31 protein-coding genes are annotated in these 26,591 nt (G+C 34.4%); 19 read left to right on the forward strand and 12 right to left on the reverse strand.

What is annotated here, in order from left to right; genetic code table 11:
- Both Q1A01_RS01690 and Q1A01_RS01695 read left to right on the forward strand, forming a co-directional pair.
- Nucleotides 1–648: a carbonic anhydrase family protein gene (locus Q1A01_RS01690; RefSeq protein ID WP_299674997.1), complete on the forward strand. Its 648-nt coding sequence runs from the start codon at nucleotides 1–3 to the stop codon at nucleotides 646–648.
- A gap of 107 nt (nucleotides 649–755) precedes the next feature.
- Nucleotides 756–2,633: a SulP family inorganic anion transporter gene (locus Q1A01_RS01695; protein WP_299675000.1), complete on the forward strand. Its 1,878-nt coding sequence runs from the start codon at nucleotides 756–758 to the stop codon at nucleotides 2,631–2,633.
- 89 nt (nucleotides 2,634–2,722) lie between these two features.
- On the opposite strand, the gene Q1A01_RS01700 is transcribed toward Q1A01_RS01695, so the two are convergent.
- The gene (locus Q1A01_RS01700) at nucleotides 2,723–3,256 is read right to left on the reverse strand and encodes a CvpA family protein (protein WP_299675003.1); all 534 of its coding nucleotides are present in this window, start codon (nucleotides 3,254–3,256) and stop codon (nucleotides 2,723–2,725) included.
- 50 nt (nucleotides 3,257–3,306) lie between these two features.
- Here Q1A01_RS01700 and Q1A01_RS01705 point away from each other — a divergent pair, with 50 nt between their 5' ends.
- Together Q1A01_RS01705 and Q1A01_RS01710 are read left to right on the forward strand one after the other, a co-directional pair.
- Nucleotides 3,307–3,663, forward strand: coding sequence for a hypothetical protein (locus tag Q1A01_RS01705; RefSeq protein ID WP_299675006.1), 357 nt, complete (start codon nucleotides 3,307–3,309; stop codon nucleotides 3,661–3,663).
- 6 nt (nucleotides 3,664–3,669) lie between these two features.
- The gene (locus Q1A01_RS01710; protein WP_299675009.1) at nucleotides 3,670–4,224 is read left to right on the forward strand and encodes a tyrosine-protein phosphatase; all 555 of its coding nucleotides are present in this window, start codon (nucleotides 3,670–3,672) and stop codon (nucleotides 4,222–4,224) included.
- 139 nt (nucleotides 4,225–4,363) lie between these two features.
- On the opposite strand, the gene Q1A01_RS01715 is transcribed toward Q1A01_RS01710, so the two are convergent.
- Entirely contained in the window at nucleotides 4,364–4,528 is a 165-nt protein-coding gene (locus Q1A01_RS01715; RefSeq protein ID WP_299675012.1) for a hypothetical protein, read from the reverse strand.
- A gap of 288 nt (nucleotides 4,529–4,816) precedes the next feature.
- On the opposite strand from Q1A01_RS01715, the gene pheS reads away from it, so the two are divergent.
- The 3 genes from pheS (at nucleotide 4,817) to Q1A01_RS01730 (ending at nucleotide 6,868) form a co-directional block, all read left to right on the forward strand.
- Nucleotides 4,817–5,839: a phenylalanine--tRNA ligase subunit alpha gene (gene pheS / locus Q1A01_RS01720; protein WP_299675015.1), complete on the forward strand. Its 1,023-nt coding sequence runs from the start codon at nucleotides 4,817–4,819 to the stop codon at nucleotides 5,837–5,839.
- A gap of 116 nt (nucleotides 5,840–5,955) precedes the next feature.
- Complete coding sequence (locus Q1A01_RS01725; RefSeq protein ID WP_299675018.1) at nucleotides 5,956–6,480, forward strand: GNAT family N-acetyltransferase; 525 nt, start codon at nucleotides 5,956–5,958, stop codon at nucleotides 6,478–6,480.
- The gene (locus Q1A01_RS01730; protein WP_299675021.1) at nucleotides 6,473–6,868 is read left to right on the forward strand and encodes a hypothetical protein; all 396 of its coding nucleotides are present in this window, start codon (nucleotides 6,473–6,475) and stop codon (nucleotides 6,866–6,868) included. Before Q1A01_RS01725 ends, Q1A01_RS01730 begins: the two co-directional genes overlap by 8 nt.
- Before the next feature lie 2 nt (nucleotides 6,869–6,870).
- Here the strand turns inward: Q1A01_RS01730 and Q1A01_RS01735 are convergent, their stop codons facing one another.
- Together Q1A01_RS01735 and Q1A01_RS01740 are read right to left on the reverse strand one after the other, a co-directional pair.
- Entirely contained in the window at nucleotides 6,871–8,454 is a 1,584-nt protein-coding gene (locus Q1A01_RS01735; RefSeq protein ID WP_299675024.1) for a T9SS type A sorting domain-containing protein, read from the reverse strand.
- 81 nt (nucleotides 8,455–8,535) lie between these two features.
- Nucleotides 8,536–9,537, reverse strand: a complete 1,002-nt coding sequence (locus Q1A01_RS01740) for an NAD(P)H-dependent glycerol-3-phosphate dehydrogenase (RefSeq protein ID WP_299675027.1) — start codon at nucleotides 9,535–9,537, stop codon at nucleotides 8,536–8,538.
- Nucleotides 9,538–9,856: 319 nt separating this feature from the next.
- Here Q1A01_RS01740 and Q1A01_RS01745 point away from each other — a divergent pair, with 319 nt between their 5' ends.
- Together Q1A01_RS01745 and Q1A01_RS01750 are read left to right on the forward strand one after the other, a co-directional pair.
- Nucleotides 9,857–10,822 (forward strand): nicotinic acid mononucleotide adenyltransferase, encoded by a 966-nt coding sequence (locus Q1A01_RS01745; RefSeq protein WP_299675030.1) that lies wholly within the window; start codon nucleotides 9,857–9,859, stop codon nucleotides 10,820–10,822.
- A 249-nt stretch (nucleotides 10,823–11,071) separates the two neighbouring features.
- The gene (locus Q1A01_RS01750; RefSeq protein ID WP_299675033.1) at nucleotides 11,072–11,695 is read left to right on the forward strand and encodes a hypothetical protein; all 624 of its coding nucleotides are present in this window, start codon (nucleotides 11,072–11,074) and stop codon (nucleotides 11,693–11,695) included.
- 55 nt (nucleotides 11,696–11,750) lie between these two features.
- On the opposite strand, the gene Q1A01_RS01755 is transcribed toward Q1A01_RS01750, so the two are convergent.
- The 4 genes from Q1A01_RS01755 to Q1A01_RS01770 are packed head-to-tail and all read right to left on the reverse strand — an operon-like array spanning nucleotide 11,751 to nucleotide 14,152.
- On the reverse strand, nucleotides 11,751–12,062 hold the full coding sequence (locus Q1A01_RS01755; RefSeq protein WP_299675037.1) for a hypothetical protein: 312 nt from the start codon (nucleotides 12,060–12,062) through the stop codon (nucleotides 11,751–11,753).
- Nucleotides 12,063–12,066: 4 nt separating this feature from the next.
- A complete protein-coding gene (gene nadD, locus Q1A01_RS01760; protein WP_299675040.1) occupies nucleotides 12,067–12,648 on the reverse strand; it encodes a nicotinate (nicotinamide) nucleotide adenylyltransferase in 582 nt (193 codons plus the stop codon).
- 18 nt (nucleotides 12,649–12,666) lie between these two features.
- Nucleotides 12,667–13,275: a guanylate kinase gene (gene gmk / locus Q1A01_RS01765; RefSeq protein ID WP_299675589.1), complete on the reverse strand. Its 609-nt coding sequence runs from the start codon at nucleotides 13,273–13,275 to the stop codon at nucleotides 12,667–12,669.
- Between the two features lie 19 nt (nucleotides 13,276–13,294).
- Nucleotides 13,295–14,152 (reverse strand): YicC/YloC family endoribonuclease, encoded by an 858-nt coding sequence (locus tag Q1A01_RS01770; protein WP_299675043.1) that lies wholly within the window; start codon nucleotides 14,150–14,152, stop codon nucleotides 13,295–13,297.
- A 483-nt stretch (nucleotides 14,153–14,635) separates the two neighbouring features.
- Between Q1A01_RS01770 and Q1A01_RS01775 the strand changes: the two genes are divergently transcribed.
- From Q1A01_RS01775 to Q1A01_RS01820, 10 genes are read left to right on the forward strand one after another with little or no spacing between them, the layout of a single operon-like run.
- On the forward strand, nucleotides 14,636–15,676 hold the full coding sequence (locus Q1A01_RS01775) for a hypothetical protein (protein WP_299675046.1): 1,041 nt from the start codon (nucleotides 14,636–14,638) through the stop codon (nucleotides 15,674–15,676).
- Entirely contained in the window at nucleotides 15,676–16,227 is a 552-nt protein-coding gene (locus tag Q1A01_RS01780) for a hypothetical protein (RefSeq protein ID WP_299675049.1), read from the forward strand. The genes Q1A01_RS01775 and Q1A01_RS01780 overlap by 1 nt, the downstream gene beginning before the upstream one ends.
- 20 nt (nucleotides 16,228–16,247) lie before the next feature.
- Complete coding sequence (locus tag Q1A01_RS01785; RefSeq protein WP_299675052.1) at nucleotides 16,248–18,056, forward strand: hypothetical protein; 1,809 nt, start codon at nucleotides 16,248–16,250, stop codon at nucleotides 18,054–18,056.
- Nucleotides 18,056–18,505, forward strand: coding sequence for a hypothetical protein (locus tag Q1A01_RS01790; protein WP_299675055.1), 450 nt, complete (start codon nucleotides 18,056–18,058; stop codon nucleotides 18,503–18,505). Before Q1A01_RS01785 ends, Q1A01_RS01790 begins: the two co-directional genes overlap by 1 nt.
- A 34-nt stretch (nucleotides 18,506–18,539) precedes the next feature.
- The gene (locus Q1A01_RS01795; RefSeq protein WP_299675058.1) at nucleotides 18,540–19,424 is read left to right on the forward strand and encodes a hypothetical protein; all 885 of its coding nucleotides are present in this window, start codon (nucleotides 18,540–18,542) and stop codon (nucleotides 19,422–19,424) included.
- A 5-nt stretch (nucleotides 19,425–19,429) separates the two neighbouring features.
- Nucleotides 19,430–19,930 (forward strand): hypothetical protein, encoded by a 501-nt coding sequence (locus tag Q1A01_RS01800; protein WP_299675061.1) that lies wholly within the window; start codon nucleotides 19,430–19,432, stop codon nucleotides 19,928–19,930.
- A gap of 3 nt (nucleotides 19,931–19,933) precedes the next feature.
- Entirely contained in the window at nucleotides 19,934–21,040 is a 1,107-nt protein-coding gene (locus Q1A01_RS01805) for a hypothetical protein (RefSeq protein ID WP_299675064.1), read from the forward strand.
- Nucleotides 21,041–21,052: 12 nt separating this feature from the next.
- Nucleotides 21,053–21,772 carry a hypothetical protein gene (locus Q1A01_RS01810; RefSeq protein WP_299675067.1) on the forward strand — a complete coding sequence of 240 codons (720 nt, stop codon included), beginning with the start codon at nucleotides 21,053–21,055 and terminating at the stop codon, nucleotides 21,770–21,772.
- Between the two features lie 11 nt (nucleotides 21,773–21,783).
- On the forward strand, nucleotides 21,784–23,055 hold the full coding sequence (locus Q1A01_RS01815) for a PASTA domain-containing protein (protein ID WP_299675070.1): 1,272 nt from the start codon (nucleotides 21,784–21,786) through the stop codon (nucleotides 23,053–23,055).
- Between the two features lie 6 nt (nucleotides 23,056–23,061).
- Entirely contained in the window at nucleotides 23,062–23,676 is a 615-nt protein-coding gene (locus tag Q1A01_RS01820) for a PASTA domain-containing protein (RefSeq protein ID WP_299675073.1), read from the forward strand.
- A gap of 85 nt (nucleotides 23,677–23,761) precedes the next feature.
- On the opposite strand, the gene Q1A01_RS01825 is transcribed toward Q1A01_RS01820, so the two are convergent.
- Genes Q1A01_RS01825 through Q1A01_RS01840 form a run of 4 tightly spaced genes read right to left on the reverse strand, consistent with a single transcriptional unit; the run spans nucleotide 23,762 to nucleotide 26,458 of the window.
- Complete coding sequence (locus Q1A01_RS01825) at nucleotides 23,762–24,112, reverse strand: SdpI family protein (RefSeq protein WP_299675076.1); 351 nt, start codon at nucleotides 24,110–24,112, stop codon at nucleotides 23,762–23,764.
- A 53-nt stretch (nucleotides 24,113–24,165) separates the two neighbouring features.
- Nucleotides 24,166–24,918 carry a DUF1080 domain-containing protein gene (locus tag Q1A01_RS01830; protein WP_299675079.1) on the reverse strand — a complete coding sequence of 251 codons (753 nt, stop codon included), beginning with the start codon at nucleotides 24,916–24,918 and terminating at the stop codon, nucleotides 24,166–24,168.
- Nucleotides 24,919–24,930: 12 nt separating this feature from the next.
- Nucleotides 24,931–25,404, reverse strand: coding sequence for a hypothetical protein (locus tag Q1A01_RS01835; protein ID WP_299675081.1), 474 nt, complete (start codon nucleotides 25,402–25,404; stop codon nucleotides 24,931–24,933).
- Nucleotide 25,405: 1 nt separating this feature from the next.
- Complete coding sequence (locus tag Q1A01_RS01840; protein ID WP_299675084.1) at nucleotides 25,406–26,458, reverse strand: sugar phosphate isomerase/epimerase; 1,053 nt, start codon at nucleotides 26,456–26,458, stop codon at nucleotides 25,406–25,408.
- Nucleotides 26,459–26,591 lie beyond the last annotated feature (133 nt).

Genomic DNA, 26,591 nt, shown 5'->3' on the forward strand with positions numbered 1-26,591 from the left:
ATGAAAGCATTAAACAAAGATACACAAGCAGCCATTACACCTTTAGATTCATTACAAAGACTAAAGGATGGTAATACAAGATTTACATCAACGTCTCCAGCGCAACGCGATCTTCTACAACAAGTAAGTGATACTTCTGGAGGTCAGTGGCCTCATGCAGTTGTTTTAAGCTGTATAGATTCTCGTGTCCCTGTAGAAACTATTTTTGATCAAGGTATTGGAGATGTTTTTAGTGCACGAGTTGCCGGTAATGTAGTCAGTCCTGATATTACAGCAAGTATCGAATATGGATGTAAAGTTGCTGGATCAAGAACAGTTGTTGTACTTGGTCATACAGGTTGTGGCGCTGTAAAAACTGCTATTCAAGATGCTAATTCAGCAAGTCCATTACAATTAGGAAGCATTAGGTCTTTATTAGATGGTATCAAACCTTCTGTACATGCAGTGCAAACTCCAGATAAAATTAGTGAACGCACGTACGAGAATAAGGATTTTTTTGACGCAGTTGTCTATAAAAATGTTGCTCTTACTATAGATAATCTCAGAAATGATTCTCCAGTATTAAAAGAAATGGAAGACAATAAAGAGATAAAAATCGTAGGCGCTGTGTATAGTGTAAGCGATGGAAAGGTAACTTTTATGGATTAATTTCATAAAATGTAGTATTTTTAAAAGGCTGATTTTTTAAAATTAAAATAATCAGCCTTTTATTTTTTATCTCTTTATCTAATTAACTAACCATAATCAGTAATTCAGTGAAAGATTTTTTTAAACATTTAAAAGGAGATGCCTTTGGGGGTATCACAGCAGGTATTGTTGCATTGCCTTTGGCATTAGCTTTTGGAGTATCTTCTGGTTTAGGACCCAGTGCCGGACTTTATGGTGCTATATTTATTGCTTTTTTTGCTGCGCTTTTTGGAGGTACTTCAACACAAATATCAGGACCTACAGCTCCTATGACAGCTGTAAGTATGGTTGTAATAGGAAGTATTGTCTCTACTAATGATGGAGACGTATCTAAAGCATTGCCTATTATACTAACTGTTTTCCTTTTAGCGGGACTTATACAAATAGGGCTTGGTCTTTTGGGCATTGGAAAATATATTAAATATATCCCCTATCCAGTCGTATCAGGATTTATGACTGCTATTGGAGTTATGATCATCATTACACAAATTTTACCAGCTATAGGATACTACCCTAAAGAAGATACAACTTATGTAGATACTTTTAAGCCACAAGCTAAAGAAGTCATACTGGACAATATTCTTAAAGAAGAAAAAGGAGAAGATATTCTAGCAATTGCCGATTTTGAAGACGCTATTAAAACAGCTAAAAATATAACTCCAGACCAAGTTAATACAGAAGCTCAATCACTTGCTGCTTCTAATGCTTCTGGAGTGGTTGGTGCTGTAAAATTAATGCCTAAAGCTTTAAAAAATATTGACTTCCTAGAACTCATTCTAGCATTAGCAACTATTCTAATCATTTATGGTTTTAAAAGGATTACTAAAGCAGTTCCTAGTACGTTGGTTGCATTAATTGTTGTTTCTGGTATTGCTTATTTTGCAAAACTAGAGTATCGTTCTATTCAAGAAATCCCTTTTGGTTTTCCGTTACCTAATACAGATATCTTTACTAGTTTTAGCCTGAGTGCTATTACACCTTATATACTAGCTTCTGTTTCGCTAGCTTTTTTAGGAACTATAGATTCATTGCTTACCTCTGTGATTGCAGACAATATGACCAAAACCAAACATAAACCTAATAGAGAATTAGTCGGTCAAGGAATTGGAAACGCTATAGCTTCTATATTTGGAGGAATTCCAGGTGCTGGTGCTACCATACGTACCGTAGTAAATATTAATGCAGGTGGTAAAACAAAACTTTCTGGGATGATTGCTGCAGTGCTTCTATTAGTTGTTCTATTAGCATTAGGCCCTGTAGCATCAAAAATTCCAGCAGCAGTTCTTGCAGGAATTTTATTAACCGTAGGCATTGGTGTGATGGATTACAAAGGATTAAAAGCTATACCTAACCTTCCTAGAGACATTAATCTATTTGGATTAAAATTAAGCTCTGAAGTACTTATTATGTTTATTGTTTTAATTCTTTCTGTTTTTTGGAATTTAATTAATGCAGTAGGTATTGGACTTGTTCTTTCTTCATTAATGTTTATGAAAAAGATGGGAGACTTTACTGCTAGACAATCTAAGGTCTTAAATTATATAGATACTCGGGAAAATGAAATTCTATGGAGTGATGAAACCTCTTTCCCAGAAACATTAAAAGAAGAGATTTTTATAAAACACCTAAGTGGGCCGTTATTTTTTGGATATACCAATGAGTTTCAAGAGCTATCACAACAAATTTCTGACACTGCCTCTCACGTGATTTTACGTATGGATAAAGTACCATATATGGACCAATCAGGGGTATATGCTGTAGAAGATACTGTATTGGCATTACAGTTAAAAGGAATAAGTGTATACATCGTAGGTGTTCAAAAACAACCGCTATACATGATGGAACGTATTGATATTATTCCTGATTTAATTCCAAAGGAATATATTTTTAAAACATTTGATGAATGTATGGATCACTTACAGACTTTTGTAAAAGATAAAAATTAATCTTTATACGCTTTAGGTCGTGAACCGGCAGGCAGGTCTCAAAAATTCGCTTTCGCGAAAGCGTACCCAGAAAAAATTAAAAGGGGAATCTATTCGGGTTCCTCTTCTTCTTTATCAGGATTATAGATGTTTTCTTCTTTGGCTTTGGCTAAAATAGAAGGAAGGATAAGCGGTGCCACTGACTTTACAGGGTTAAAAAGAACAGATTCTTCCATTGCCTCTTCACTTACAAATCCTATCCGATCATTTGCCGCATTTAAAAACATAATCACTACGCTTAATAAAAAAGCATATTTAAGTATTGAAAAAGCAGCTCCTGCAAGTTTGTTAACAATCCCAAGCATAGCAAAGTCTGCTATTTTAGTGAGGAGTTTTCCAGCCATAGAAATGGCAATAACAATAATAATAAATGTAATAGCAAAGGCTGTGAGGTTAATCACTTGCTCACTCCAAGATGTTTTTTCCGCAAGCCAATCTCCCACAAAATGCGAGAAATAAATAGCTCCAAAAATACCTGCTATAAGTCCAATAAGTGATGCTAACTCTACAAATAAGCCTTTTTTATAACCTTGTATAGCTCCCAAAATGAGAATAATCCCAAAAACAATATCGATCGTATTCATAGCATAAATATAGTAATTTAACCTTTGTAAAGTTATCTTTGCGACTATCTATGGCAAGAGACACACAATTAAAAGAACGATGGGAAACTGTTGTAAATCTACTTTCAGAACGTTTTGCTGAAGGAGACACACTAGATCTTGATAGTATTATATACTTAATAGGCATTCAAGAATTAGGACAACTAGGAACTACCTTTAAAAAAGATGACAAAGTCAATCTAATGCATATTGCAATATGTAGACTACTGGAACCTTTTGGGTATTATCAGTTTGATTTTGAAGATCCTGACGGGTGGCCTCATTATAAAATTATAGAACCCCTACCTCCATTAAAAGCTGGAGAGCAACAAATTTTAATGAAAGAAGCTATTGTCCAATATTTTATGGAAAAGGAGTTAATTTCTTAAAATAATATGGGCTTAGATTATACAGATGGCTGTGTAAATTTTAGAGATGTTGGCGTTTTTGTACATCTAATTTCTGGAAAACAAACACTCCCTGAAAATCGCATCTATAGAGGAGGTAGTGTTGATTATGTAACTGCGCATGAAGAAATTGATCATGTAAAGTCAGTTATTAATCTTAGAAATGGCTCAGACCCTCATGATTTTGATATAGATTATCTACACTTCCCTATGTCAAATAAAGTTGAAAAGTATGATACCTCACAAAAAGAAGTTCGCGTTTGGTTAAATAAAATTATAGGTGCTTTTGAAAATCCAAATTTAAAGTATCCTGTATTAGTGCACTGTCTTTCAGGAAAAGATAGAACAGGTATTGTCATAGCAGCAATATTGCTCATTTTAGGAATCGATAAAAAAATAATTATAGAAGAATATTTATTAAGTGATGGAGAAGTAAACGAAAGTCTTATCTCAGTGTCTATAGAAGGGATGAAGGATATAGACGATTACTTCAATAGAGTTGACCTGATAAAAGTTAAGGAGAATATCCTTAAAGGTGGTTAATTTTTAATACACTAAAACACACTATTATTTTATGGGAATTTATTTCTACTTGAGGGACTTTATTCTATAGAGAGATCAGAATAAACAAGTTCTTAGAAATAAAGGTGTATTTTAGTATATAATCTGTTTTAATCCTTATCTACCAAGGAATACACTCTCCATTTAAGCATGAACCTGGACAATGCTTACCTCCTCTGTAACAATTTGAACCATTTGGCCCACTACATGGATAAGGTACATAACCTCCACTTACCGCTTTTTGATCATTTGAACTAATCTCCTTAGCTCCCTTAAATTCTAACATTTTTTTTAACATAATATAAATTTTTGATTCCTTATAAAGATAATTAAAAATGGGGCTCAATACTGTTAATTTATTTTTTTAACTATTTGTTTTTCAGATAAAAACAACACTCTAACTACTTCTACACGGAGACTTATTTACAATAAAAACATTGATCTGCTATAGAAGAATCAACCCTTTTATTTTTAATCAAGTACTAAAAAGTATTATTCTTTAGATATCAGTCACAAATACACGTTTTTTACTAAATTTGCACTTCCCTTTTTTTAAAGGAGCAAAACAATAGCTATGCTAGACAAGATCAAAGAACATATAGAAAAAGTAGAAGCATTTAAAGCATCTACAATAGAAGAGGTAGAAGCTTTCAGAATTAAATATTCCGGAAGAAACGGGCTTGTAAATGATTTTATGGCTGAGTTTCGTAATGTTCCTAATGAACTTAAAAAAGACTACGGTCAGGTTGTTAATAAGCTCAAAACTGTAGCTTTAGAAAAAGTAAACACTCTTAAAGAAGCTTTAGAAGATACAAATGATGCTACTTCAAGTAGTATTAATGATACTTCTAGACCAGGTGAGGCGATAGAGATAGGAGCGCGTCATCCTATATCTATTGTAAAAAATCAAATCATCGATATATTTTCTCGTATTGGATTTAATGTATCTGAAGGTCCAGAAATTGAAGACGACTGGCATAACTTTACGGCATTAAATTTACCTGAATATCACCCAGCTCGTGATATGCAAGATACATTCTTTATTCAGACAGATCCAGATGTGTTATTACGTACGCATACCTCATCTGTACAGGTACGTTATATGGAAAATAATAAGCCTCCTATACGTACGATATCTCCAGGACGTGTATATCGTAATGAAGCTATAAGTGGTCGCTCTCATTGTTTCTTCCACCAAGTAGAAGGACTTTATATAGACAAGGATGTTTCTTTTGCTGATTTAAAACAAACACTTCAATACTTTACAACAGAAATGTTTGGAAAGAGTAAAATTAGATTACGCCCTTCTTATTTTCCATTTACAGAGCCTAGTGCTGAGGTTGATGTGTATTGGGGCCTAGAAACAGAAACCGATTATAAGATGACCAAAGGAACAGGTTGGTTAGAAATTATGGGTTGCGGAATGGTAGATCCTAACGTACTTGAAAATTGTGGTATTGATAGTAAAGAATATAGTGGTTTTGCATTTGGTATGGGAATAGACCGTATCGCACTATTACTCCATCAAATTTCTGATATTCGCATGCTCAGTGAAAATGATATTCGTTTCTTGGAGCAATTTAAAAGTGCATTATAAGTTTTTGCTTTCGTGAAATCGAATTTTTGAGACCGGCAGGCAGGCAGATTCAAGACCTAAGGAAGAGCGAAGCGTTAAAGCAAAATAAGAAAGCCTAATATCCAGAGTTAAGAGTTATGAAAGAGTATACTTTTGAAACTGAACGTCTATATATGCGACCTACGTCTATAGAAGACGCTTCTTTTGTATTAGAATTACTCAATACTCCTAAATGGCTCCTGTATATAGGAGATCGAAAAGTACGTACTGAAGAAGATGCCATAAATTATATCAAAGTAAAAATGCTTCCTCAATTTGAAGCAAAGCAGTTTGGCAATTATACCGTCATACGAAAAGAAGATCATCATAAAATAGGGTGTTGTGGTCTTTATGATAGAGAAAGCTTAGAGGGAATTGATGTTGGTTTTGCCTTTTTACCCTCCTATGAACGAAAAGGGTATGGGTATGAAAGTACTTCTAAACTCATGGAATACGGGAAAGAAGCACACGGAATTACCCACGTAAACGGAATTACTGTAAAAGAAAATGTAGGCTCACAACGATTACTAGAAAAATTAGGCCTCAAGTATATTAAAACCATCACACTGCCCGATGACCTCCAACCCTTATTGTTTTATTCTAATGCCATAAATCATGCGTAAAGATATTGAGATTCCTGAAGTAAAAGATGTATACATCACTGCTGTAAAAGAGCTTCATGAAGAGTTTAAAACAGAAGATTGGAATGCATATATCGTTAATGACGGTAATGAACCTCTAGAAATTGTTCTTATCACAGTTCAAGGCTATAATGACACGCAAATGACAACGCATATGCGTCATAAAATTGAGATCTTACCTGCTAAAGGATTTGCCAAAATTGAATTTATGGAAGAAAGCGTCTTTAAACTAGATAATTTTTACTCAGTTACCTACTTCCTTAACAATAAGATGTATGAAAAACGTTGGGAGTTTCCAGCAAATAGTATTAAGGAATCAAATCTTGTAACAGTACCTGTAATAAATAAAAAGGGTGTTTTAGCTAAATGAGATTAACTTTTTACAAAACGTTTTACCTCTTGCTCATTATTATCCATATATAGCCTTATATAGTAGATCCCTCTAGATAATTCATCTACATTTATTGTGGTATTATCAAATTCTTTTGTAATAAGTATTTGTCCTACATTATTTGTGATTTCATACTTCAAAATCTTTTTAGGAGTAGCTACAGAAAGAAACGCTTCTGCAGGGTTTGGATATATGTTTAATGAAATTGTTTCTTGGGTATCTTCTATACCTAAAGCTTCTTCTGTGAGCTTTACTATCCAATAACCTTCTTGTTCTTCATCCTTATCACCAGACAGTGATGATCTAGAATATCCAGCTAAGACAGCAGTACCATCTGTTTCTTCTAAAAGCTCTATAAATTGGTCCGTATCATCTCCTCCAACAGCCACTTGCCTAAGCAATTCACCACCAGGACTTAACGTTAACACCCAATAATCTCTACCTCCATTTGTAGCGTCAATTTTATCTCCTGAAATATCAGATTCACTAAACCCTCCTATAACAAAATTACCATTCGTAAATTCAACAGCAGATTGTCCAAAATCTCCATCACTACCACCTAATGTTTTATCCCATTCAATTTCTCCAGATTCACTTAGTTTAACGACCCAATAATCTTGTTCTCCTCTTGAATCTTCTGTTTTATCCCCACCTATTCCAGAAAGAGAGGTTGAGTTTAGAATATAACCTCCATCTTGAGTTAATGTTAAAGAATTGAGAGAATCAGAATCAGGTCCTCCAATAGTATTTTGCCATTCTATAGCACCTTGATTATCTAATTTTAATACCCATAAATCTATGGATCCAACATTAGGTTCTGTTTTATCACCTGAAACACTTGATCCTGATGTTCCTCCTACAACATAACCACCATCTGGAGTTTGCAATATTGTATTAGGATTATCAAACCCATTTCCTCCGATCGTATTTTGCCAGTCTATAACCCCTGATTCATCTAGTTTTACAACCCAGTAATCAAAGCCTCCTTGCGAATTTTCGGTTTTATCTCCAGATATATTAGATCGAGATCTGATGAGCGTTATATAACCGCCATCTGTTGTTTGTTCGATATATACAGGTGCATCAAGGTCTGTTCCTCCAAAACTATTTTGCCATTCTATAATTCCCTGAGCATCTAATTTAAAAACCCAAGCGTCTGTAGACCCATTCGTCACTTCTGTTAGATCGCCGGATAATGAAGTAGCTACATTATTGGCAATGACTATAAATCCATCATCATTAGTGTAATCTACACTCTTGACAAAATCAAAATCGCTCGTTCCAATAACACGATCCCATATAATTTCTCCTTGATTGTCTAATCTGACAAACCAAAAATCAGATCCTTCATCTCCAATTGGAGGTTCTGTGATATCGCCTGTCATTCCTGAAAGAAGAGTACATCCAGCAAGAAAGTATCCATTTTCTGTCTGTACAATGTCTTCTAATGTCTCAAACACCTCTCCTCCAAGCGCATTTTGCCAATCTATTTTATCCTGAGAATAACAGAAAAATGAGCATAGAAATAGTATGAAACAAAGGTTATTTTTATTGAACTTATGCATAATGTGGTATATTTTATTAGAAATTTATAGTACTATTTGTAAGTAGTTCTAAAATCTATAAATTCTTACCCATTATTATTTTTAATCCAATCTATCTGCGAGCTTCTTAAAAACTTTTTTAGGCTCTTTCCCTTTATATAAAATACTATGCACCGCTTCTATAATAGGAATACGTGCTTTTTTATCTCGTGTATTATTAAGATCTAAAGCACTTTTTGCAGCATAATACCCTTCAGCAACCATAGACATTTCCATTTGTGCACTCTTCACCGTATACCCCTTACCTATCATATTTCCAAACATTCTATTTCTACTAAAAACAGAATATCCAGTCACTAATAAATCTCCTAGATAAGCAGATCCATTGATATCACGTTTCATCTTATGAGCACGTTTTACATAACGTTTAATCTCTCGTATAGCATTACTCATCAAAACACTCTGAAAATTATCTCCATACCCTAAACCATGAGCAATTCCAGCAGCAATAGCATAAATATTTTTAAGTGTTGCTGCATATTCTATTCCGATAATATCATCACTCGTAGTACATTTTATATAATGACAAGACACGTGATCTGCTACCGTTTGAGCAATCTCATTATTTGCACAAGCAATCGTTAAATAGGATAATCGCTCAAGCGCTACTTCTTCTGCATGACAAGGCCCAGAGATAACTCCTATATTTTCAAAAGGAATGTTATAAATATCATGAAAATGGGCCCCCACTAATTTTCCACTTTCAGGCATGATTCCCTTAATAGCAGAAAATATAATTTTCCCTTCTAAAGAAGCTGTCATATTTTTAAGCTCACCACCTATAAAAGCAGATGGTACAGCAAAAACAATAATATCTGCATAGTTTATAATCTCATTAATCTCATTACTTAATAATAACTGATTAGGATCAAACTCTACAGCGCTTAAATAACTCGGGTTGTGTTGTTCTCTTTTTAGATGTTCTATAGCATACACACTTCGCATATACCACCCTACTTGGTCTAAGTTTTCGCAGAGCATTTTTACAATAGCTGTTGCCCAACTTCCTCCGCCAATAACCCCAAATGTTGGTTTTTCTTTCACACGTTTACATTTTAATAATCACTCAATAATGTATTCATAAAATTAAGAACGTGTGTCATCATTACGTTCTCACATTAAAAATTTTACAAGTTGTATTCTATGAACTTACTTTTAAAATTTATGAATGTTCGTTTCATGCACTTATGAGTATACGCTTTTTGTAAAAATAAGACATTTTTTATCATTTCTCCTATAGATGTAAGGCTGAGTACGCTTTCGCGAAAGCGCACAAACAACACTTAAATTAATGATTATTAGTTATTTATATTTTTGGCACGCCATTTGGTTTTATATAAGCAAATCAAAAAACGGTAAGATTATGAAGACGATCAAACTCCTTTCGGCATTTGCACTAGTAGCAATTTTATGTACTTCGTGTTATACAGAAGTAATTGTAGAAGATGATATTGTAGTAGTAGACGCACCAGTTATTACATTACATGATGTATTAAATGATTATGAAATCTGGTATGTAGATATTAATCGTTCATCAGGTAATACAGTGATTCCTTTTTTACAAAAAGCGTTTACAGTCTCTTTTAGAAACGGAAATATCTTTGCAAATAATAATCTTTCTGGTATTGGTAGTAACGGTGGTGGTTTTGGAATAGATGTAGGATACTATAATACGGTAAATTTTGAATTAGATGCATTTCATGATTTAGATGGATCGTATAGTTTTGATGTGCGCCAGCTGTCTGTAAATGAAATAGAATTATTTCATCCTAATACTGGAGCAACCTATATTTTAGAAGGATATCAGAGAAGTACTTTTGATTATGACCTTGTGTTTTATGAAAATATTCATTATTTCTTACAAGAGTTTGAAGCTTGGGAAAAAACCTATACAAGTGAAGAAGGAAACGTAAACCCTTTTGATAATGAAAATTTCTTACAATTCCTTCCAGCTGGACAAAATGGTAATTTTAGAAGTTCAGAAGATATAAATGGCACGGCTATTGATACTATATTTTGGGATTATGACGGCATCTATGATGTAGATGATGTACCTGGAAATTTGTATCAAAAAACTTTAACATTAGATTATAACTTTCCAGACAATGAATTTTTTGAACTCATCGTTATAGATGACGAAACCATAGAATTGTTTCAAGTAAGTTCTGGAACAACCTATGAATTTAAAGGAAGAGGATACATACAGTATAGAACTTCTGAAGAAAATAAAGATAAGAGTACTCCAAAATATAGAAAGAAAACGGAGGACATTAAAAAAGACATACAAGCGCTTAAAACAAAAAAGCTTCAAAAGCTAACAGCGCTATAAAAATTTTGGTTGGTTATTTAGTTTGAAACCGCTCACCTAGTGTTAATTTATAGTGTGGGCGGTTTCTTTTTGTGTAAAATATTATTCATAACAAATAGTAGAAACAGTACTGTTTATCCGTAATATTTTAACATTTTTCCCATAGATTTAATAAGTTTTTGTGTATTATATCGAATAGTTATGTTTTTTATCGATTATGTGGTTCTTAATTTTTAGATTTAGCCCGATTAACCCCAAATCAATATAATTATGAAGAAAATTACCTTGCAACTATTTGCATTAGTTACACTGCTAATGCAAAGTTGTTCCCCCGAACAAATTGAAGACGATTCTTTAAATCTTTCATTAGACCCTAATTTTAGAGTTACTGAAGCTATTATTAATGATGTAACCCAGCACAACAACAGGATTTCCTTACCAGATGGAGGAAATGAACCTTGCTTATCTACAAATCTTATTGCTGGTCAGCATCATATAGCTGGTAGTGTTACAGTAGATGTAGATGGTAGTGATATTATCATTACGTATACTACAAATGAAGACTGGACCATAGGAGCTACACATTTAAGTATTGGTAATTGTGCTGAACAAACAATTCCTACTACAGGTTCTGGAAACCCTAAAGTAGGGCATTTTGAACATTCTTCAACACATAGTGATGGAACAAATCAAGTAGTTTACATACTCGACACATCTGTTTTAGATGACAACTATTGTTTTGCTGCACACGCAGAAGTTTCTGGTCCTACAGGTGGAGAAACTGCTTGGGCAGAAGGTCAAGAGTTTGAAGGCAATAACTGGGCAATGTACGTAAGTGCATTGTTATCAGATTGTGATACTGACGATGGAGGCACTCCTCCAATTATTTTCTAAACAACAAAATGACATTCTACATAAAGGCTAATTATTTTATAATTGGCCTTTATTTTTAATAACTAACTGAGAATAAATCTTTAATCAAGAGTATAATATAAATAACAGATCCAAGACCTAAAAAAGTGGAGATTGCTTTCTTAGGAGAACCCTGTTCTTTCCTTCCCATATAAATACTATATACACACGCAATACCACAAAAAATACAAACGATTATTATAAGTACAATTAAAATAGCAGGTAATGATGTTGCTGTGAGCCTTTGCACACTAATGAGTCCTCGTGTCACTAAAAAGGAAATCAACGCAAGAACCCCGAAGTAATACGCTCTTTTGGTATATCTCTGTTCTGGATCAAGTTTAGGCATATAGCTAAGACTTATAAAAATTCATTTCGTCAAGATATTGAAACACCTCATAAGGAAGTAGTGGTCGCACATTCTTCTTTTCCTTAATCCCATTACGTATCGCTGTAGACGAGACTTCCATAATAGGAGCTGCTACGCGATGTATTTTAGGATGATTATCAAATCGCGTTTCTATAACACCTTCAGAGATACGAGGGTATACGTACAACTCATGATTTTCTAAGATTACTTCATAGTTTTTCCATTTATGAAAGCTTTTTAAATTGTCTTCTCCCATAATAAGACAAAACTCATAGTCTGGATATTTTTCTTGTAAGTACGCAAGTGTATTTACTGTATAGTTAGGTTGCGGAAGTGTAAATTCTATCTTGCTAGCTTCAATTTTTGAATACGTATCTAAAGCCAGTTGCACCATTTGATATCTATGATGGTTGTCTAGCAAGCTACTTTTCTTTTTAAAAGGATTATGTGGAGTAATGACCATCCAGATTTTATCCAAATCACTATACTCTGCCATATGATTTGCAATGGCTAGATGTCCTACGTGTATAGGATTAAATGTGCCAAAGTACAGTCCTATTTTCATAATTAATTATAGGCTTATTTATTCTTCTTCCTCTTCGTCTCTAGGTAATGGAATCTTTATAAACTCTTCAACAAGTTTATCAGCTTCCTCCAAAGCTTTATCTAAATTATCATTAAGAATGATATGGTCAAACTGAGGTGCTGTTGCAAGTTCTACAGAAGCTTTTGCAATACGCATATTGATCTTGTCTTCACTTTCTGTTTTACGTTTCTTAAGACGTATTTTAAGCTCGTCTACACTAGGAGGCTTTACAAAGACAGCAAGTGTTCGTTCTGGAAATTTCTTTTTAATACGTAATCCTCCTACCACATCAATATCAAAAATCACATGTTTGCCCATAGCCCAAATACGATGCACTTCTTCTTTCAGTGTTCCGTAAAAGTTATCTCTATACACTTCTTCCCATTCTAGAAAGTTTTCGTCTTTGATATGCTGCTTAAATTCCTTTAAAGAAATAAAATAGTAATCCTTCCCATCTTGCTCTTCTCCTCTAGCCTCACGGCTTGTTGCAGAGATACTAAATTCTAGACTAAACGCTTCTTGAGCCAATAAATGACGTACAATAGTGGTTTTTCCACTTCCTGAAGGAGCTGAAAAAACAATAAGTTTACCGGAGTGTTCTTTTATTTCTGTCACGTCTTATTTCTTAAAGTACGTTAAGCATTTGTTCTTTTATTTTCTCTAACTCGTCTTTCATCTGTACCACGAGCTGTTGCATAGGTGCATAATTAGACTTAGAGCCAATGGTATTGATCTCACGACCTATCTCCTGACTGATAAAACCTAATTTTTTTCCATTAGAATTGTCAGAATTTAGCGCCTCCGTAAAATATTCTAAATGGTTTTTAAGACGTACTTTTTCTTCTGTGATATCATATTTTTCTAGATAGTAGACAAGTTCTTGTTCAAAACGATTTTCATCAAGTTCTACTTTAAGATCTGCTACCGCTCTTTCCAAGCGTACTTTTACAGTATCTAGACGGTCTACATCCATAACAATGACCTTCTCTAATAATTCTTGTAAATTTTTAACACGTAATTCAAATTCACTTTTTAGAGAAGCACCTTCATCAGATCGATACACATTGATTTCTTCTAGTGCTTTATCTAATGTAGTTAAGATACTTTTGTACTCATTTTCATCCATCTCTTCACGCTCTGTCTTTAAAGCATCTGGAAGACGTACTGCCATCTTTAGCAACTCCACCTCATCACTATTAGCCACATTACTTAACTGTCGCATATATTCTTTTACGATCCCTTCATTCACCTTGGTGTTTGTGTTTTCGCCTGTGCTTTCTACATATAAAGCAAAATCTACTTTTCCACGTTCTAATGATTTTGCTACACGATTACGCATTGCAAGTTCTTTTTCTCTATACGTAGATGGGATACGTGCATTTAAATCAAGGCTCTTACTATTCAGAGATTTAACCTCAATGGTAATTTTCTTTCCGGGCAGTTGTATAACACTTTTCCCGAAACCTGTCATAGATTTTATCATATGAGCAAATATAATAGTTTTTAAGGGGAAGGCTACACTTCTTATCTATTGGATTCATCTGAACATGTATTAGTAAAACACTATTCTGTAAAGTCTGTAAGGCGCATATAAAATAGATAGTTGAACAAATCCTGCTGAAAAAGCGAGATCTTGGTTTAACACCTTTTGTTCCTGAGCTCAAATTAGAACTTCTGTTTTAAAAAGATCAGAGACAAAATATTTGAATAGTCTTTGCTTTACTAAAATATACTATGAGCGAATTCTTATTCTTTTTTATACGCTTTCGCGAAAGCGAACCTGTGAGACTCAAAACCATAGGAAGAGTGAAGCGTTAAAGCCTATACACATAAATATTTAAAAAGTACAAGTACTTTACCTATAAAAAAAAGGGGTATTTGACTTTATTAATAACATCTATTACCCCTTATAAGTCCATAATAATTATGTGAATTTTGGGATTCTGATTTCTAAAACAAAAAGAATATGATGACCAGTTCAGTAATTATTGACTCTATAGGTACTGCAAAACCCGTAGCTTCAAAAATACTCTCAGATGCCTTTGAAATTCCGCAAGAACTTATAACAAAACTTATTTATGGAGCGCCTTCGGTATTATTGCATAAAGTAGATAAAACACTTGCTGAAAAAGCAACAACCACCTTATCACAATTAGGTCTAGAAGTAAGCGTTCAAGATGCCTCAGTATCCATACCCGTTAGTAATGCGAGCTATGAAATAAGTGTATACATAGAAGACATAGAAGCATTGCCTACCGTAACACGTCAAGTAAGCGAATTTTTAGGATGTAGCCTTAAAGAGGCTTTTCATCTCCTAGCAGAACCCTCAGGTATTGTACTTGGTAACGTGTCAAAAGCAACAGTAGATGCATTTTCAAAAAGAGTGGATGCTAGAGTAGTAGCTTCTCAAGTAGCAAAAGACACCTATACAATCACGGTGCAACCTGATGAAAAGCTATTACAAGAACAGATTTCTAAAGAGTTAAACACAAAAGAATACCCCTTTATTAATATTTCATACAGTGACAGTCAGCATATATGGCGTAAATATGGCACCAGTAATAAACTAACGATTTGCAATGAGAGTCATCTTCGTTATGAACTACTTCTGGAAAAAGTAACGACATCCAATCCTCGTCATAAAGAAACTCTTATGACTACCATTGGGATGCCAGAAGAAATTATAGATACTGTACTAACAAACCTTCCCGTACAACTAGAAGAAGGAATCACGATACAAGAAGCTATTACACAAATAGAAACGTATAAAGCAACGGGATTACACTGTGCATGTAGAGCTTTAGCTACCACAGATACGCAAGTACATATAGATCCAATAATCGATCTAGAGGCCACACGAAATTTACTAAGTCAATTTATTACCGAAGACCAACTTCCTTCAAAAGAAGGTCAATCTTGGAGTTCGCCATTCATCAAAAAATTGATCGCTCGTTATATCGAATCAAAATTAATCGAGATACAAACATCTATAGAAATCACTGCTTAATGGAAACACATACTAAAAACGAAACATTACATATACGTATTGCTGAAAAAGGAAAGATGTATAGTCTGGAAGGAAACTACAAAGAAGCCTTACGTCATTATAAAGAAGCTATCAAAATGATGCAACAATCTAAGGATAGCGAAATCTTCTTTCAGCATTATAGTCAGTGCGTGATGGAAGCTTTAGAACTATCTGGCGCTCATGATGAGGTGATTAGTTTTTGTGAACGCTATATAGATTTTCTGGATCAGAAAAGTGACGATAGTGCACTTATAAAAAAGCACTACGCTACTGTATTAGAAAAGAAAGCTATACAGTACTTGCATAAAGATGAGAAAGATATCTCATTAGAGCTACTTAAAGAGGCTCAAAGTCATGTAGGCAATGGAAAACAACCTATTACAGATCAATTAGTAAACTGGTTGCAACGTGGTTTTATGATTACCAAACAACAAATCGCGGCCTTACAAAAGAAGCACCAATACTTTATTGTTCGTGCAGATCTTATCAACCCTAAAATAGCTTTTGAGCTTCCAGAAATCATTTCTTAATTATTTAAAATACAAAAACTATGAGTTATACCGAAGATATTACAAACGGTGCTAGCATTTTACAGCAAGTAGATGTTACAGATATTATTACATCGCTTGCACTTGGCATTGCAGAAGCCCAGGAAAAATTGGATGATAATTCTATCAAACAATTGACCAAGCTTTCTGAAACCGAAGTAGGCGATAAATCTTTATTAGAATTAGGATTCACACCTGCTTTTTATTCTTTTGATTATGCAGATGTAAGCGCTTCTATAAGCTTACGTATGGCATTAAAAAAATCAGATGAATTTAGTTTAAAACTAAGTGCAGACTATAAAAGTAATGCCGATTTTGATAAAGATTTCTTTAAGAGTCTAGAAGACAAAAAGAAGAAGAAAACCCGAAAAGAGTTTAAGTCTGTAAAAGACATTTCGCTTAAAGCGAAAATAGAAAGCAACATCACCCTTAATGCTGATTCTTACAACATGCATCAGGAAGATGGAGCAATTTCAAGAATTGAAACCTTTGGAGAAAATGTACGTACTAATAACCAAGAGTATCGTGTAAGTAAAGAGATCGAAGAGGCTAAAGAAGTCGTAAACCAATCGTCAACAGGAGTTATTATACGCAAAGCAGGGCCTTATGTTACAGTATATATTCCTCAAACACCTACAAGTTCTTATGGACTCCTAAAATTAGATAGTGTCTATCCAACAACAAGTGCTAGTGGAATAGATATTAACCTAAACACTAGTAAGAGTTTCAAAAAATACGGAACATTCAATACAACATTCAATAGAGCAAAAACAGAAAATACAGGCACTGTATACGGTCTAACAGAAGATGGTTTTACAACAGATGGGAGTACATTTGAAAAACCTAAAATCTATTTTGGATGGGATAAAGATGTATTTGATCCAACCTATCAGGAAGGAACTGTTTCAAATGCAACTCCAGAGTTATCTCTATACTTAGATGTATTAGGACAAGTATTAAGAGAGGATACAGACTCAAAAATCAATATCATAGGATATACTGATGGAAGTGGTGATGCTGATTATAATAAAGATCTTAGTAAACGAAGAGTAGATGCTATCACAAGTCATTTCTTTGGAAAAATAAGTGATGATCCTACGCTTAAAGATAGAATTAAAAGCGCACTCTATGAAGGTGAAAAGTTAGCAAATGGAGCTACTGCAAGAGATGAAAATCTTAGATATGTATCTATAGAGGTCATCTCAGATAATGATTACATTTTCTTTAAAGGGGGAGAAATCAATGCTGCTCAAGCAACTCCTAATGTAGCTTCTACTGATGCAAATAAATTTATTGTTCTGGAAGACACCTCAGCTGTTACTCCTCCTACAATTATCAAATTTACCTATGGAGGCGAAGAAGTTGTTATTAAAGAAGCTGCTGTAGATGAGAGCTCTAAACTCTCTAGCAAAAGTTTGATTGCAGGATTCCATCATGAAAAAGTGGGAGAACTTAGCTACTTACTACACGAAGAGTCTATGGTAAACTATACCGTATATAATAGTGAATCAGAAGAGCTTGATGTGACTGTAGATGGTGTTGCCTCTGCCGAACTTGACAAAGAAAAAACAAAAGTATTTGTAAGTGAAACAGAGACTTCTAAGACACGTTTAAATACGTCTTCAAAAGAAGTAGATGGTAACAAAACATTTGCCGTAAGTGGAAGTATTGATTTTAGAACTTCGCGACAATTTGATATGTCTGTAGAAGGAAATGCTTCTCTTGCCGCTAGAATGAAATCAGTACCAGCACCGCAAGAATTTTTGGATTACATCACTCAGGTATTGTCTAATTCAAATAATGCCTCTTAATGTCTGTTGGTGCTGAAATATCAAGAACATTGGTCAATGCACCACTTCCTAAGCTCATTGAGCAATTGGGAGTTTCTATTGCCAATGCACAGGCTGCATTAGATAAAAATTCTATACAACTTTCAAATGCGATGAGTGCAAATCAAGTAACTATTGGAGATCAGCAATATAGTCTGATTGCTTTAGGATTTGCACCTACCTTTTATCAGTTTACCGAAGCCACAGTAGAGGCAAAACTAGAATTCTCATTATCAGAATCAGAATCCTTTAGTATAGGCGGAAGTATAGAGAAAAAGACAGAAATGTTTAGTGCAAGTCTTACCGCAAGTTATGCTAGGAAGTTTGAAATGAGTGCTGAAGGTGCTTCTTCTATTGCTGCTCGTATTGTTGCCATACCTGCACCAGACACGTATCATGAACTATTAAAAGAACTCGCTGCAGATTCATAACGATTTAAATCACTAATAATTAAAAATAAAAACTATGTTTAATAACAATCCACGTATAGGTCAAGAAATTCTTGACGTACCTATGGGCGATATGATACGCCAGATGGCGTTTGCAATCGCAGAAGGGCAAATGGCACTCGACGAAAACTCTATCGAAGTCGCCGAAATGATGGGAGGTCTTGACACCATCACCGATGAAAATGGGAATACAACATTTACAGATAGTCGCGTCTTCTTTGGAAAAGAAAGAGTGTCTATTTCTGATGCTGTTACCATTTACAATACCACAACAGATGATAGTATAAAAAATCAGATTTTTAGACCTATGTATGTTGAAGCAGCTACTGGAGGTACTCATGTATTTGATACTACCGATGGTAATTTTGATACTGCTGCTTCTAGTCAAACACATATAGTAAATACAGATGCGCATAATGCAAATATATTCCGATATGTACGTGATGAAGATACTAGTAGTAATCCTAGTACATTCAGCCTTGATGAAACTAAGATAGAACTTCTCGCTTCTGCTTCACCAGTATTGACCGAGATTTTCATCCCACAACGTCTTTCAATGTTAGAATTAGGGTTTACACCTACGTTTTACCAATTTGTAGATACCATCATAGAAGCAAAAGTGGCTATTAAATTTACAAGAGAAGGGTCTTCTAGTGTAAATATTAAGAGAGATAGTAAAACCAGAAGTGCATCTATTGGTTTTAGAAGAGGTCAAATTAGAGCAAGTCGTAACATCACAACAACACAAGTAAATGCAAACTATTCGCAGAAGTTTAGCTATTCTGCAGAAGGTTCTAGTTTGATGCGTACCAAACTTGTTCCTATCCCACCACCAGCAATTCTGGAACAGCGTATACAAGAACAAATGGAAATTGCAAGAGGAGAAGCTACTAATAACTAGAGGTAATGGCTAATATCACCAAAGAACTCATGAATGCACCCCTTCCCGAGATGGTTAAAAATCTCGGGACTGGGATTGCTGAGGCACAATATGCATTGGATAAAGTATCTATTAAGATCGCTCAGATGATGTCTGGTTTTAAAGAAGATGATGATGGTAAACTAGTTCAAGATCCTAATACACTTATTAAGCTAAAAGAAGGAGAGCCAGGGTACAGTCTGCTTGCTTTAGGATTTACACCTACATTTTATCAGTATGTAGATACACTTATGGAAATTAAAACCTCTTTTTCTATGTCTCAGTCAAGCGAATTTAAGATTGGTGCTGAGGTAAAAGTGAGAGCCTTTATGGTAACGGCATCTGTAAATGCGAGTTACTCTCAAAAGTATCAATACTCGGCAGAAGGGAGTTCGATGATTCGCACCAAACTGGTAACAGTACCTTCTCCCGCAATTTTTGAACAACGATTAAAAGAATTATTACGTACTGAAAACCCTTCATCATAGATAATGGCAAAAAAGTGGACCTCATTCCTAAAAGACACAACTCCAAAACATAAAACGAAGGAGCAAAAAGCGACTTCCTTAGATTTTGAAGATATTCTTAAAGATCATGAGGATATTCAAGCATTACTTAAAGAAAAAGAACAGCTAGAACACGCTCTTAAAAATGCTCCTGGTACACAAAAAAAGGATGCTGGAGATTCACGCTTTCGCGAAAGCGAAATTATTCCCATTTCAAAAAAGAAAAAAGATGAAAAAAAATGGGCTGATAACAGAGCCTCTCTCTTAGAAAAAAAGAAAAAAGAAAAAAAGGAAGCTGCTGCATGGGAGAAAAAACATGCCAAAAAACCAACAGTAACCAAACCTAAAAGAAAGCGAGTTGCTCCTGTTTCAAAAAAAGAAACAACAAGAAAAAAAAGACCTGTTAACAAGAAGGATTCCTCTTTTTCAAAGCCAAAAAATCGTGTACATAAAAAGCATACCAAAAATGATATAGAACAATGGCTTAAAGAACGTCTTGAAACTAATAAAGTCATTAAAGAAAAAAAGCAAGAGGCACAACAATGGCTTTCAAAAAGAGAGCAAACCACACAACGTTCATTAGCGCAACTCAAAGAACAAAAAGAGACTGTTTCAAAATGGATTCAAAAACAAGAGACCACAAAGCAAAAGGCATTAGATATACTCAAAGATAAAAGAGTACAAGAAGCAATTCCTAAACGTATAAAGAAGCCTGTAGAAGATGCGTATGCATACCTAGATTCAAAAAATAAAAAAGGAGCTATACATAAGCTTACTGTCGATATCAAAAAGGTAGTTTCAAAAAAAGAAATGCCTTTTAAAAAACCTGATATCAAAAAGAATTGGGGAGATATTCTTGATAAAAAAAGAGACGCTGTTTCGCAAACAAAAAAGCACAAAAAAGAAATAGAACGTAAAATGAATGTAGCTCCTAAAATCGCAAAAGGTCTTTGGGAGAAACGAGATTTATTAAAAAAAGAGCGATTAAAAGAAGCGCTAGCACTTAAAAAAGAAGAACTCAAAGCCGAAGCTAGAAAGCAAGCAAGAGCTCAAGAACGTAAACAACAAAAAAAAGACGATCGGTTTTTTTAACCTATATATACTATGGATAATCAATCATCAGGTGCATTAACACTTAAAGAGATTCTACTAGGAATCACAGACAGTCTTAATGAAGCACAACATAAACTAAGAAACATGGAACCCTACGATGAGTATGGACGCCCTAATACCATGTATCAAATCCCCTATTTGGATTTTAATTTACAAGTCACTTCAGAGTTTGAAAGCACTCCTCAACAGACATCAACAACTGCTCCACAATCACCAGCAAATGACGATGCATTTCCTTCTAAAAGTGCTGTGTATTACAAACCTAAAATGATGTTTAGGCCTATGAAACCTCAGCAAAAAACTTCTCAAACATCTAGTGAAGTGGTGAGTACTATTAGTGGTCGTTTTGTGGCTACAATGCCTAATGAAGGAGTACCACAAATAGTATTACGTTGTAACTATCAAGAACCTGTACTACAAAATAATATCTATAGCGTACCTATTGAGGTCGTCATGGAAAATGCCGCTGGAGAAAAACTATCAGGCATGCGTGTAGAGTTTAACTTTAATGAAGATAAAACAACACTCGTTAATGGCACTGCATTAACAACTACGCCAAGCTTTGATGCACAAGAAGTACTTACAAATGGATTAGGTATTGCGACTAATACGATTACTATTGATCCTATAGATTACAATAGTGGTAAAGTGCTCTTTTTTGATATAAATGCGGGAACAATTTTAAAAAAAATTTCTATTAGTAAATTATAATCTTATCAAGTATGAAACTATTTTTTAAAGTAACCCTACGAGATCATCTGGGTAAGATTCCTAAAAAAATGAACCTTGCCATTCAATTCTTTAATACCGAAACCAAAGTCTGGGAAAAGATTGATTCAGAACTCACAGGATACCAAGAAGACGCTTATAGCTTTGAATATGATATCCCTTCACGTATATATGGTGACCAACCTACACTACGTAAAGTACGCGAAGTACTACAAGCAGGAGGAATGCCTATGTTTAGACTGACAGATGATAATGCTAAAGAGCAAGTACATATTCTTTCAAAGCAAGGAGTTTATACGATGCTTGAAGATACGATCTCTTATGATTATGGAAATCTATTTCTCTTACAAAAAGAACAAATAGAAGGACTAGACAATCCTAAAATACCATCTGTACTTATTGCCACTACAAAGACAGTACAGAATACTACTCCTGAAATGGAAGACTTACAAAAAGAAGTCGATGAATTAAAAGAGCAACTTAGACAGCAAGAGGCCAATAACGAAACAAATACAACTTCTAGTGAGCAGGTCGAAGAAATTGATTTCCTTAACCGTAGGGTTAGTTTTTTAGAAGCAGACGTTAATACACTGGAAGCAGAAAAAGGAGCATTAGAAGCTACGATAACACAACAAGGTCAGACAATAAGTACCCAACTTGGAGAAATTAATCATTACAAGGATATAGAACAGCAACAACTAAATACTATTTCAATATTAGAGACTGAAAAGCAAACAATACAAAATCAATTAGATCTATTATCTCAAGAGACTGCTCAAGAAGAATATATTCCTAAGTCTGTTTCTGCAAACAAGTTATATACTGATGTCATTGACGAAATTAAAATAGCAAAAGAGAACACAGTAGCTTCTGGTTTTAAACTTTCTAACATTTCAATTAATCTAAAAACTGTCGCTGAAAAAGATGAAGGAGGATTACGTTTTCAAGTAATTGATATCAATAATGCTTCTGCTATCAATGGAGCAGCTATTAGTGATATAAAAATTGATATTACAGAAGACGAAACTCCTATCGTAAATGAACTTATTGTTCCTAAACTTATAGGCCTTACAGAGACTGCAGCTCGTAATTACCTTGAAAAATTCAGTTTACGTTTAGATCCTGTATATCAATTAATAGATACTGAAAACAGTATCCTTTCTGAAGGGCAAGCATTTAAGCAATCTCCAGAGCCAGGAACAATAACAACGCCAGATACCACAATTACTGTCATTTTTGCAAAAAATAACCAACACCTAAACTAATAGATTATGTCAAATCCTAAAGAATTTATGAATGATACAATGGCAGCACCTTTAGGCAATCTTATTGCTTCTATAGGTGAAGGCGTCGCAGATGCACAAGCGGCACTTGATGCAGGTTCATTAGCACAAACACTTGCCTTATATGATAATGAGGATGGAGATATTATGAATAAACGCTTACGCGAAATTGGATATCAACCTACTTTTTATACCATTCCAGAAACAAAAGTAAAGGCTAAAATATCATTAGCAATGTCTCAATCGGGAAGTTCTTCTCAAATACAATCTAACAGATTATCGAAGGTAAAAATGTATGCAACACCTATTAACGCAACCAACACAAACAAATATAACCTTAATGTAAATGCAAGTGTTGAGTTAGATTTTACGATCAAACCTATTCCCGCACCTGAAGGTGCCGAACTTAGAAGAACACCTGATCTTATAGGGAAAACGCTTAGTGAAGCTGAAGAGCTTTTAGGAGAGTTTAATTTAAACTATGAGATTATTGCTGGAGATTCAGAAACGACTATTACTGAACAATCACCTCTAAAAGGAAGCACAACACGATTAGGAAATACGGTTGAGCTTACATTTAATACAAATACGGATACTAATTAGGAGTAGTATACGCTTTCACAGAGGTGAATTTATATTGAGCAGCATCGAAGTATAAAAGTGTATTTATATAAACATATTACTTTGTTTATGGTTTTCTATTTCCATTTTTATCAAAGCGTTTACTGATCTCTTTCTCTGTATGCCACACAGAAATACCTAGGCCTATAAGCAGTACTCCAACTTGGATAAGAACCTTAAAAGAAATGTCAAAAGGAAGTAAAATAATTCCTGTAATCATTGTGACTATAGCAAGGTGCCATAAATCTTTAGCACTTTGATGATTTGCAAAATCCCAAATATCTTGATTAGCCATAGATCGTCTTGTACGATATCCGTAGAAATGATTGATTTTTTTGGGTGGCTTTTTCAAGTAATAATAAGCAAGTGATAAAAATAAAATACCTTGAAATAAAAGTGCACTATTTTCTATCGTCATACACGATCTAGATTTATTTTTATCACTTGCTTACTCTTCTCTTTAAGAAAGTATTAGTCTATTCTTTTAATCTTGATGTTACGGTACCATACTTTATCACTATGATCTTGTAATCCTATATGACCGTTCTGATATTTTCCAAACCCTTTCCAATCAGCAAATTTAGATTTTGCTACCATAGCGTCCCATTCGGTACCATGAGCTGGAAATGTATACATTTCTGTACCATTCATGGTTACTTTTCCAAGGTTTGTTTTATGATTTACTTCTAAAATGACAGCATTCCATTCTCCTGCTGGTTTTACAATATTATCCATAGGAGCAATCATATCATATAAAGCACCTGCTCTATGTGTTTTTCCTCCTCTATTAGCATCTGGATGTTTCGCATCATCTAATACTTGAATTTCTGGTCCTGTTTCATAAGCCTCTCTAAAATCTGGAGACTCATGTACACCCCAAAAAATACCACTATTTCCAGCTTCAGAAATCTTCCATTCTAATGATAATACAAAGTTCTCATAGGTGTCTTTAGTAATGATATTTTTACCTCCTTCTTCTCCTGGAGTAAATGCCATTGCTCCATCTACAATTGCCCATTCTGAATGCATTGTTTCAGAACCATACCCTCTCCATTGATCCATAGAGGTTCCATCAAATAACGTAACCCATTCTGATGAGGTTTCTTCCATTTTTTTCTCAACTACTTTTGTGTCTTCTTTTACTGCTTCTGTTTTAGTTTCTGAAGTTTCATTCTTACAACTAAAAATAGCCAGTGCTACAGAAAGTATGATTAATTTTTTCATTGGTTATTTATATTAATTACTATTCGCTATTATTTTATAAGACCATCGGTCTTCATCTAGATTTTTTACAAAAATCTCTGGAACAATTAATCCAACTAAATACGTAACAACCCCAAAAGAAACTCCTATTGCTGGACCGAAAACACCTCCTGAAGCTATTCCGCCAATCATAACAGATGTACCTACTACGAAAATAACAGATTTTGTTATCGTGTTAAATAAACTCTTTTTCTTAAATAGATATATATCTTCAAGTTTAATATCCTGTCCTTTAATTTGAATTGTTTCTTCGTCAATAATTGTGTAACGCCCTTTATATTTTTCTCCAGAATCAGTAAAAACTTTAATTCTTTTTCCTTCTTTTACAAACTTTACTCGCTTTCCTTTATGATGTGTTATTTGTATCCCTTCTTCTTGTGCAAAAATAGTTTGCGTAGTTCCAAAAAGAAATAGTATTAAAAGGAAGAGTAACGTTGCTATCTTCATATTAAAGGCCTAATATTTTCTTTAATAATTCTTTATCAATATCGGCACCTGCAAAATCATCAAATCGTTTTTGTGTAGCCTCTATAATATGGCTCGCAATAAACGGCGCTCCTTCTCTAGCTCCTTGTTCTGGGCTTTTTACACAACATTCCCATTCCATAACAGCCCATACATCACAACTATACTCGGTCAATTTTGTAAAGATAGTTTTAAAATCTATTTGTCCGTCGCCTGGAGAACGGTAACGCCCTGCTCTGTCTTGCCAATCACTATAACCTCCAAAAGTGCCTCGCTTTCCATCGGGTTTAAACTCAGAATCTTTTACATGAAAAGCCTTTATAAAGGAATGGTAATGATCTATATATTCTATGTAGTCCAATTGTTGTAATACAAAATGACTTGGGTCGTAGAGTATATTGACACGTTTATGATTATTGGTCGCTTCTAAGAAACGTTCAAACGTAACACCATCATGTAAATCTTCTCCAGGGTGAATTTCATACGCAACATCAACACCATTTTCATCATATTCATTTAATAATGGAAGCCATCTATTTGCAAGCTCTTCAAATCCTAATTCTACCAATCCTGCGGGACGTTGTGGCCATGGGTGCATAGTATGCCATAATAAAGAACCGCTAAACGTAGCACTTACATTCAATCCTAAATGCTTACTTGCTCGTGCAGCACTTATCATTTGCTGGCGCGCCCATTCTGTACGTTTTTTAGGATTGTTTTTACAATCGTCTGGTGCAAAATTATCAAACATCAAATCATATGCTGGATGCACTGCTACTAATTGTCCTTGTAAATGCGTAGAAAGCTCTGTGATTTCAAGGCCATAATCATTAACCTTCCCTTTTAATTCATCGCAATAGGTTTTGCTTTCTCCAGCTTTGGTTAAATCTATCAATCGACTTTCCCAAGTAGGGATTTGAATACCTTTATATCCTAAATCTGCTGCCCATTTACAAAGTCCATCTAACGAATTAAACGGTGCTTTATCATCCATAAATTGCGCTAAAAATACCGCTGGTCCTTTTATTGTTTTCATAGTTTCTTTTCATATCCGCAAAGGCAGATATCTTTTCATTCCCATACAAATGGGAGTCTTGTTTATGTTCCTTTATTCGCTTTAATGCTTCACTCTCCTTATGGTCGTGAACTTGCCTGCCGGCAGGCAGGTC

It is taken from the genome of uncultured Dokdonia sp. (assembly GCF_947492815.1).
Lineage (GTDB): Bacteria > Bacteroidota > Bacteroidia > Flavobacteriales > Flavobacteriaceae > Dokdonia.

Coding starts and splice junctions, on each gene's coding strand:
- Q1A01_RS01800 (WP_299675061.1), top strand. CDS start 19,430: ATGGCTAATATCACCAAAGAACTCATGAATGCACCCCTTCCCGAGATG.
- Q1A01_RS01715 (WP_299675012.1), bottom strand. CDS start 4,528: ATGTTAGAATTTAAGGGAGCTAAGGAGATTAGTTCAAATGATCAAAAA.
- Q1A01_RS01710 (WP_299675009.1), top strand. CDS start 3,670: ATGGGCTTAGATTATACAGATGGCTGTGTAAATTTTAGAGATGTTGGC.
- Q1A01_RS01830 (WP_299675079.1), bottom strand. CDS start 24,918: ATGAAAAAATTAATCATACTTTCTGTAGCACTGGCTATTTTTAGTTGT.
- Q1A01_RS01820 (WP_299675073.1), top strand. CDS start 23,062: ATGTCAAATCCTAAAGAATTTATGAATGATACAATGGCAGCACCTTTA.
- Q1A01_RS01725 (WP_299675018.1), top strand. CDS start 5,956: ATGAAAGAGTATACTTTTGAAACTGAACGTCTATATATGCGACCTACG.
- Q1A01_RS01835 (WP_299675081.1), bottom strand. CDS start 25,404: ATGAAGATAGCAACGTTACTCTTCCTTTTAATACTATTTCTTTTTGGA.
- Q1A01_RS01780 (WP_299675049.1), top strand. CDS start 15,676: ATGGAAACACATACTAAAAACGAAACATTACATATACGTATTGCTGAA.
- Q1A01_RS01755 (WP_299675037.1), bottom strand. CDS start 12,062: ATGCCTAAACTTGATCCAGAACAGAGATATACCAAAAGAGCGTATTAC.
- Q1A01_RS01770 (WP_299675043.1), bottom strand. CDS start 14,152: ATGATAAAATCTATGACAGGTTTCGGGAAAAGTGTTATACAACTGCCC.
- Q1A01_RS01815 (WP_299675070.1), top strand. CDS start 21,784: ATGAAACTATTTTTTAAAGTAACCCTACGAGATCATCTGGGTAAGATT.
- Q1A01_RS01745 (WP_299675030.1), top strand. CDS start 9,857: ATGAAGACGATCAAACTCCTTTCGGCATTTGCACTAGTAGCAATTTTA.
- Q1A01_RS01705 (WP_299675006.1), top strand. CDS start 3,307: ATGGCAAGAGACACACAATTAAAAGAACGATGGGAAACTGTTGTAAAT.
- Q1A01_RS01775 (WP_299675046.1), top strand. CDS start 14,636: ATGATGACCAGTTCAGTAATTATTGACTCTATAGGTACTGCAAAACCC.
- Q1A01_RS01750 (WP_299675033.1), top strand. CDS start 11,072: ATGAAGAAAATTACCTTGCAACTATTTGCATTAGTTACACTGCTAATG.
- nadD (WP_299675040.1), bottom strand. CDS start 12,648: ATGAAAATAGGACTGTACTTTGGCACATTTAATCCTATACACGTAGGA.
- Q1A01_RS01785 (WP_299675052.1), top strand. CDS start 16,248: ATGAGTTATACCGAAGATATTACAAACGGTGCTAGCATTTTACAGCAA.
- Q1A01_RS01795 (WP_299675058.1), top strand. CDS start 18,540: ATGTTTAATAACAATCCACGTATAGGTCAAGAAATTCTTGACGTACCT.
- Q1A01_RS01810 (WP_299675067.1), top strand. CDS start 21,053: ATGGATAATCAATCATCAGGTGCATTAACACTTAAAGAGATTCTACTA.
- Q1A01_RS01730 (WP_299675021.1), top strand. CDS start 6,473: ATGCGTAAAGATATTGAGATTCCTGAAGTAAAAGATGTATACATCACT.
- Q1A01_RS01790 (WP_299675055.1), top strand. CDS start 18,056: ATGTCTGTTGGTGCTGAAATATCAAGAACATTGGTCAATGCACCACTT.
- Q1A01_RS01825 (WP_299675076.1), bottom strand. CDS start 24,112: ATGACGATAGAAAATAGTGCACTTTTATTTCAAGGTATTTTATTTTTA.
- Q1A01_RS01805 (WP_299675064.1), top strand. CDS start 19,934: ATGGCAAAAAAGTGGACCTCATTCCTAAAAGACACAACTCCAAAACAT.
- Q1A01_RS01840 (WP_299675084.1), bottom strand. CDS start 26,458: ATGAAAACAATAAAAGGACCAGCGGTATTTTTAGCGCAATTTATGGAT.
- Q1A01_RS01690 (WP_299674997.1), top strand. CDS start 1: ATGAAAGCATTAAACAAAGATACACAAGCAGCCATTACACCTTTAGAT.
- Q1A01_RS01700 (WP_299675003.1), bottom strand. CDS start 3,256: ATGAATACGATCGATATTGTTTTTGGGATTATTCTCATTTTGGGAGCT.
- pheS (WP_299675015.1), top strand. CDS start 4,817: ATGCTAGACAAGATCAAAGAACATATAGAAAAAGTAGAAGCATTTAAA.
- Q1A01_RS01735 (WP_299675024.1), bottom strand. CDS start 8,454: ATGCATAAGTTCAATAAAAATAACCTTTGTTTCATACTATTTCTATGC.